The following is a 4,980-nucleotide window of genomic DNA, read 5'->3' as shown; positions in this document are numbered from 1 at the left end:
GCGCTACCGTCATGTTTGTTGAGAAGTCAATTTCCACTGGAAACGGCACAGAGCCAGATTTTCTTAACGTTCGGTGGATTTTATCTGAGGACATGATCGCGCCAGAAAGAACAGGCAGCTTCACTGATGGCTGAGGTACGTCGCGCACTCTAGCTGAAAAAAAGAGCTCTTGAAAAAGAATTGCTAGTGCGCGGTTATTATTGCTCCCGGCAATAGGTTTCATCCGAGTTGAGTCTTTTGGCTATACGAATAAGGGCATGTGCCCTGAACGTGGAAGGCCAAAATGAAAAGGAAGGCTCTTAAGGGTAGCGGACTTACTACCCGCATCAAGGAACGGATGAGTAGCGAGGGGGTCTCGGTGACTGAGCTGGCAGAACGGTTGGGTGTCAGCCAACCGTACCTTTCGCAGTTGCTGTGTGGTGACAAGTCATTTACTCAAGCGAGCGATGATTTGATTCGACGTGTCGCCGGTTTTCTGTATCTGCCACCGGTTGTTTGTTTCGTACTTGCAGAAAGGCTGGTGCCGGCGGATTTCGAGACGTGTAGTTACGATGATGAGTTTTTGTCTTTGGAGCGTCGAGCGGCATTCATCGCAGAATCGACGTTTGCACTTGAAGCCGGTGTTACGAAGCAGTTGTTGATGGAGGCAGATCCGCGGATGCTGTCGCTCGTGCTCGGCATGTATGAGGTAATGGTTGGCCCCGGCGAACTCGTGTCCAGTAAGGAGCGCTGGAGTTGGGCCGCATCACGCGATAAGTGAGAGTGCTAACGTGATCTCTGCTCCCCCGGTATCGGGGGAGCTTTTCGCAGCCATGTAGCCTGTATCTTTTTTGTGCCTTTCTGGGAACAGAACAGCACAAAATAGTCGTGATGCCGAGGTTAGCATTAATGATCGAAGGTCTGAGTATGTGCCCCCGCGTTGGCGGAGATGTACGTGCGGGGTGTCTCGACCCGAAAGGTCAAGGCGATCACCGAATAGTTGTGCGGGCACAGCTTCTCGGCCTCGGCCATCTCGGCGATCAACAAGAGCCTGGACGAGGCGCTCGAGCGCTTTGCCAGCCGGCAACTGGAAGACGCGTATCCGTACGTGATTCTGGATGCGCGCTACGAGAAGGTGCGCGAGGACGGGGTGATCCACTCGCTGGCCGTGCAGATCGCCATTGGCATCAACTGGGAGGGGCAACGCCAGGTCCTGGCGCTGGAGAGACGGCCAACCGGGAGAGCCAGAGCAGCTGGAAGGACTTCCTGCTGCGGCTCAAGGCGCGTGGGCTCACCGGCGTGGAGTTCGTGGTCTCGGACGATCACGCGGGCCTTAAGAAGGCGATCAGCGAGGTGTTGTGCGAAGCGGCATGGCAGCGCTGCTATGTGCATTTCCTGCGCAACGCGCTCGACTACCTTCCGAGAAAGGCCGACGACGACTGTCTGCAGGAACTGCGCTGGATCTATGATCGGCGCGACTTGCAGGAGGCCAACCGCGATCTGGCGGCATGGATCACCAGTGGGCAGAGCAAGTACCCGAAGCTCGTCGACTGGGTCGAGAGCAACATCGGCGAGACCTTGAGCTTCTACCGGCTGCCGCGGGCGCACCACAAGCACGCGAAGAGGACCAACATGCTCGAGCGCCTCAACGAGGAGATCAAGCGGCGCACGCGCGTGGTGAGGATCTTCCCGAACACTGAGTCGTGCCTGCGGCTGATTCGGGCGCTGTGCGTCGAAACCCACGAGACGTGGCTCGAAGACAACCGTTACCTGAACATGGCCCTGCTGGCCGAGCAGAAGAAGGAGCAGTTGAGACTGGCCGCCTGACGGCCACCGCCGTGGTCGGCGCTCCGGGCTACGCCCTGCGCACCGACCACGGCAAACCGGAATCAACCGATTACCTGATCAACCCTTTTGCACAACTTGACGCACGCAACTCTTGGCGAGTCAGATGGCGAGGGAGGACTGTTCGGAAAGTTAACTTGCCTCACTGCGGGCACCGTTTCCGACGCCCGGCTACTTCGCTCAACTACGCGTGCGAGAACTGCGCGCCTTAAACCGTCGACTTACGAGCCGAGGTGTCGTTGGCTAGTATGAATATGGGAAATGAATTGCGTAATGTGCAGGGAATTACTTGCATCCGAGTACATATATTTCTGTGTCACGCATGACAAAGTTCACTACCTTGTAGCCCTTGGCCGCCAACTCAGCTGCCGCTGAGAGGATGGCGTTCTGGTAAGACATCGAACCCGTAGGACGCGCCACTGCACATTTGCCCTCCTCTCGGAGGTCAACGCCGTTGGCGAATGCATTTGCGCTCATCAGTCCTGCCGCTGCTAACACGAAAACGAACTTCTTCATCTCTAGTCCTTTATTGGGGCGTTAAACGCTATTGCGTTGCATAAAATTCGAAAGATATCACGGCGTAAGCAGATGTGTCCATGGTCGCCTGTCCTGGTTTCTTGGGAGTCCCTCTGGGTCAAGATAGTTGTCGCCTCGATAGAATCTAAAACTCGAGGACGATTACGGAAGAACAAAGTGACCAGATAAGGACAAGCATTCAAGTACAAATCGGTCGCACGGTTGTTGCCCCCGGACAGCGCCGGCCCGATTCGAGGCGGTGCTGGTGTCCGCCTCGATAGGCGAGGCCAGCAAGAGTGCCTGGTGCCGCGAGAACGGCGTGTGTCGGCAGGAGCTGCCACAATAGAGCCGCCGATGATCGGCATGTAGAAGCCACTCGAACGGGGCTCTGACGGACGTCGTTGGGGGGGCAGGAATCGTTGTTTTCCGGGGTGCTGGCAAGGGCGCTTTTCGCCCGATTCGGCCCCTGTCGCGCGGCGCGGTAAGAGGCCTCGTCGGGCATTTGGCAGTCGGCGTTGTGTGCAGGCGGTCGACGGTGGCCGAGGCGAGCAGCCGGTTGCCGGGGAAGGCCTGGTCCCACTCGGTGAATGCTGGTGACATGAGCAGCGGAACACAGGCCAGTTACTGCAGCTTTCGCTCATAGGTGTCGACCGCGCGGGTGGCGTTCAGGCTGGCGAGCAGTTGCGCGCAGGAGGTGAAGATGACGTCGTGCTCGTATCCGGACCAATCACCGGTTCAGCAATGTAGCCTTGTTCCATGGGGATTCCTCTGGCAGATCGTCAACTTGAAGGCCCATGCCACCCAACGACGCGACAGCATTTGACCAGCATAGAGAGAGCCACGTCGGATCGGAAAGCCATCTTTCTATGGCTCGGACATGTTGCCAATTGCATTGCAACGAGTTTTCGATGCTCTCGAACTAATCTTAAATTGGGAGGTTTCGGCGCGATATGGAAGAGAGCTTGTCTTGCCAAGCTCGCCATCAGTGCTGCGACTCGGTATCCCAGCTCGCGTCGCTCGCCGCGGGCGACGTCAAGGACCTCTTCGGCAAGGTTGTCCCAATCCAACCTATCGACTTGGCGTGAGCGGAGCGCTGCGGCTTGACACTCGGCCCATGCCGAAGGGTCTGTCGAGTAATCCGGCCCGGTTTCGAGGCCCACCTTCGAAATTGTCTCCCGCTCGGAATCACTTGTGTGGCTGTTCTTCATGGAGTCTCCTGAACAAGCAAGTTGGCTGAGCGTCTGATAGTCTGGGCTGTGGTGTTAGCATGCATGGCATTCTGGCGCCGCACGCATCGACAGCTCTGGCTGATCTGCACGCGACGCATGGCATTGGAATCCATGTGGTCAAGGTCGGAATCAGCTTTGAGGTGTCGCTAATTTGGCAACGGTAGCCACTCCGATCACGAGCAACTACGCAGACTGGCGCCTCAGCTGACCTAGCTCGGCATAAGCATCGACTCTGCCAGATCCGCGACCAACCGCGCCATCGGTAGTGTCGACCGTAAGCGCTTGAAGCGAGCGCATTTTCGTACAGACTTGCTCGCACCCACAACAGGAACCGAACCTGAAATGCTTGACGTATTAAACGCCATTTTTCTCGCAGGCAATCTCATTGCGCAAAATGTGAACGTAGTTGCCCGCGCTGACGAAGACATTCTCGTCCAGCAAGGCGTCAAGGTTTATGCAATATCGATGACTGAACAGGCCCCAGCGTGGACTGATAAGTGCAAGTACGGCGGGGTTATGGTCGAATACGCCCGCGACTGGCCGGAGGAGCAGTCTGCGACCGGAGAGGTCCTCCCGCCTGAGCCGGACAAGCCCATCGGCTACGCGTTGATCCTCACTGAGGAGCGCTGCCCCGAGAAGGAGGCAAGGAAGATATTCAATACGGACAGCAAGTTCTTCGCGCCGTTGTTTGGCAAGAAATTCGTTATCCGCGAAGGTGGTCCGATGGACACCCGGGACTATTGGAACCAGAGGGAGGAGCATCGCGCCAAGTGGATGCCGCAGGTGCTGCGCACAATCGAAGCCGAAGCTGCAACTAACCCCGTGGCGAAAGCGTTCGTCGAGGAGATGCATGCGCGCCAAGCGTTGAGCGAAATTGCGCCTAAGCAATCCGATCAGACTACTCCCAGGGCACCCAACTGAGGACTGGTGTCAGACGATGTACGCTGGTACCCACAGCGCCCGCCGATAAGTGGAAGTGCGCCATCTGCGGATGTGCGACTAGTCCCCCTCTCTGATTTCGCAGGGTCAGTGAGGGTTTGCCCGCTCAAGCAGCACAATAGCCCTCTCAAATTCGCTCGAAGAAGCGGGATGTATGAGCTCATGTGTCACCCTTTGCAGAGCCTGCCGGTTCTCTGGGCGATTCTGCGGACGTGCCTGATACGCTGATCGAAGAGGTCATCGGACTGCCCTATCCGATTTTCAGCCGAGCGTCTCTTGATGCGATGTGGTTGAAAAAGGAGCAGAACTACGAGGGGCGTTGACCCCCTGCAAAGGATTGCTGTGCGTTGAGCTAAGCATCTGTGAGGGCTCTCTCAGCTTTCCTCAGTCGCTCTGGTGACACGTTGGAAGGGCTAGCAGGGTCATCGCACTCGAATGGCATGCGCCATCTGAAATTTCCTAGAAAAGTCGT

General features: G+C 57.0%; 6 protein-coding genes and 1 pseudogene. 4 read left to right on the top strand and 3 right to left on the bottom strand.

Features of this window, described 5'->3' with window-relative positions:
• A partial coding sequence (locus ACUH78_RS18750; protein ID WP_445334391.1) for a hypothetical protein occupies positions 1–223 on the bottom strand: 223 nt, incomplete at its 3' end.
• Positions 224–283: 60 nt separating this feature from the next.
• Here ACUH78_RS18750 and ACUH78_RS18745 point away from each other — a divergent pair.
• Complete coding sequence (locus ACUH78_RS18745; protein ID WP_445334390.1) at positions 284–760, top strand: helix-turn-helix domain-containing protein; 477 nt, start codon at positions 284–286, stop codon at positions 758–760.
• Positions 761–919: 159 nt separating this feature from the next.
• A pseudogene (locus ACUH78_RS18740) lies at positions 920–1,806 on the top strand (IS256 family transposase); the annotation flags it as partial.
• A 303-nt stretch (positions 1,807–2,109) separates the two neighbouring features.
• On the opposite strand, the gene ACUH78_RS18735 reads toward ACUH78_RS18740, so the two are convergent.
• Both ACUH78_RS18735 and ACUH78_RS18730 read right to left on the bottom strand, forming a co-directional pair.
• Entirely contained in the window at positions 2,110–2,340 is a 231-nt protein-coding gene (locus ACUH78_RS18735) for a hypothetical protein (RefSeq protein ID WP_445334389.1), read from the bottom strand.
• A 779-nt stretch (positions 2,341–3,119) separates the two neighbouring features.
• Positions 3,120–3,548: a DUF29 family protein gene (locus ACUH78_RS18730; protein WP_445334388.1), complete on the bottom strand. Its 429-nt coding sequence runs from the start codon at positions 3,546–3,548 to the stop codon at positions 3,120–3,122.
• A gap of 363 nt (positions 3,549–3,911) precedes the next feature.
• Between ACUH78_RS18730 and ACUH78_RS18725 the strand changes: the two genes are divergently transcribed.
• Positions 3,912–4,490, top strand: a complete 579-nt coding sequence (locus ACUH78_RS18725; protein WP_445334387.1) for a hypothetical protein — start codon at positions 3,912–3,914, stop codon at positions 4,488–4,490.
• Between the two features lie 182 nt (positions 4,491–4,672).
• Positions 4,673–4,831, top strand: coding sequence for a hypothetical protein (locus ACUH78_RS18720; RefSeq protein WP_445334386.1), 159 nt, complete (start codon positions 4,673–4,675; stop codon positions 4,829–4,831).
• Positions 4,832–4,980 lie beyond the last annotated feature (149 nt).

The sequence above is a fragment of the Thauera sp. ZXT1-4 genome (assembly GCF_052598215.2).
The sequence above is the reverse complement of the archived record's forward strand: the minus strand, read 5'-3'. Positions and strand labels throughout refer to the sequence as shown.

Bases quoted from the DNA above. Each gene is read 5' to 3' on its own strand.
- ACUH78_RS18745 (WP_445334390.1), top strand. From the start codon at position 284: ATGAAAAGGAAGGCTCTTAAGGGTAGCGGACTTACTACCCGCATCAAG.
- ACUH78_RS18735 (WP_445334389.1), bottom strand. From the start codon at position 2,340: ATGAAGAAGTTCGTTTTCGTGTTAGCAGCGGCAGGACTGATGAGCGCA.
- ACUH78_RS18730 (WP_445334388.1), bottom strand. From the start codon at position 3,548: ATGAAGAACAGCCACACAAGTGATTCCGAGCGGGAGACAATTTCGAAG.
- ACUH78_RS18725 (WP_445334387.1), top strand. From the start codon at position 3,912: ATGCTTGACGTATTAAACGCCATTTTTCTCGCAGGCAATCTCATTGCG.